Origin of the sequence: Frankia sp. AgKG'84/4 (assembly GCF_023242965.2) — a bacterium.
Classification (GTDB): Bacteria; Actinomycetota; Actinomycetes; order Frankiales; family Frankiaceae; genus Frankia.
This window is the reverse complement of sequence record NZ_JALKFU020001120.1, coordinates 1-1,302: the sequence shown is the minus strand read 5'-3', so window position 1 is coordinate 1,302 and position 1,302 is coordinate 1. Positions and strand designations below refer to the sequence as shown.

General features: G+C 75.0%; 1 protein-coding gene and 1 pseudogene. Both read left to right on the top strand.

Annotation, left to right across the window (positions count from 1 at the left end; translation table 11 throughout):
* The coding region (locus tag MXD58_RS27785; protein WP_250611121.1) for a glycoside hydrolase family 6 protein at window positions 1–791 on the top strand (791 nt) is incomplete at its 5' end.
* A gap of 126 nt (window positions 792–917) precedes the next feature.
* Window positions 918–1,302 (top strand): annotated as a pseudogene (locus tag MXD58_RS27780) (hypothetical protein); the annotation flags it as partial.

The window sequence follows — 1,302 nt, the reverse complement described above, 5'->3', positions numbered from 1 at the left end:
GGGTCGGCGCGCTCGTGCGGACACCGACCGCGTTCTCCGTCGGCGACTGGATCACCGACGTCACCGGCGAGGTGCACAGCCGGGCCGCCGCGGCCCGCGCCGGCGGGACCACTGCCGTGTTCATGGTCTACGGCATCCCGCACCGCGACGTCGGCGCCGGCTACTCCGCCGGCGGGTTCCCGGACGGCGCGGCGTACCGCCAGTTCACCCGCCAGGTCGCGGCGGGCATCGGCGACGCGCGGGCGGTCATCGTGCTGGAGCCCGACTCGCTCGGGCAGATCGACCAGCTGCCCGCGGACCAGGTGACCGAGCGGTACGCGCTGTTGCGCGACGCGGTGGACGTCTACGCCGGGCTGCCGGCGACGAGCGTCTACCTCGACGGGACGAACTGCGGCTGGGTCGCCCCGGCGGAGATGGCCCGGCGCCTCGGCGAGGCCGGCGTCGCGCACGCCCGGGGCTTCGCGGTGAACGTGGCGAACTACTACCGGACCGAGGACGAGGCCGCCCGTGCGGAGATCCTTGCCGCGCTGCTCGGCGACGCGCACTACGTCGTCGACACCTCCCGCAACGGCCGCGGACCGGCGAGCGGGCTGACGGACGCCTGGTGCAATCCGCCTGGCCGGGGCACCGGTGCGACGCCGACGACCGATACCGGATACCCCCATGCGGACGCGTTCCTGTGGGTGAAGACGCCCGGCGCGAGCGACGGCGAGTGCGGCCGGAACAATCCGCCGGCGGGGACGTGGTGGCCGCAGGCAGCGGCTGAGCTGGTTCGCAACGGCGTGGGCTGAGCGCCGCCCGAAGAATGTCCACTTCATCCCTCCTGTCAGTTACTGGGCGTATCTAGGTATGCTTCGGCGGACATGGGGCCCGCTCGCGCGTCACGGCCCCGCGTTACGCGGGTAACCGGAGGTCGCGTGTCAGGTTCCGCAAGCCACCGGCGTCATCGCCGTCCCGCCCGCCGGGCGGGTGCGCGCGGCCCGGTCCGATGGCGGCTGCTCGCGCTGATCCTGCCGGTCGCCCTGCTGGTGGCGGCGGTCGGTTTCGGGTTGGAGCAGGTCGTCCTCGCGCCGGGTGAGGCCTCCGCCGACGGGGCGAGCACCGTGTTGGCCCGGCCCGACGTCGGGACGATCACCGCCACGGCGCCGGACCCCGCGCGCGCACCCGCGTCACCCTCCGCCGGCGCCACCGGTCCGGGAGGCGTGAAGAACGCCGGCGGGCTGAGCGCCATCACCGTGCCGACCGTGCCGCTGACCTCGACCGATCCGTCCGCCCCGGGCGGGGGGCCGACCGTCCCCGCGC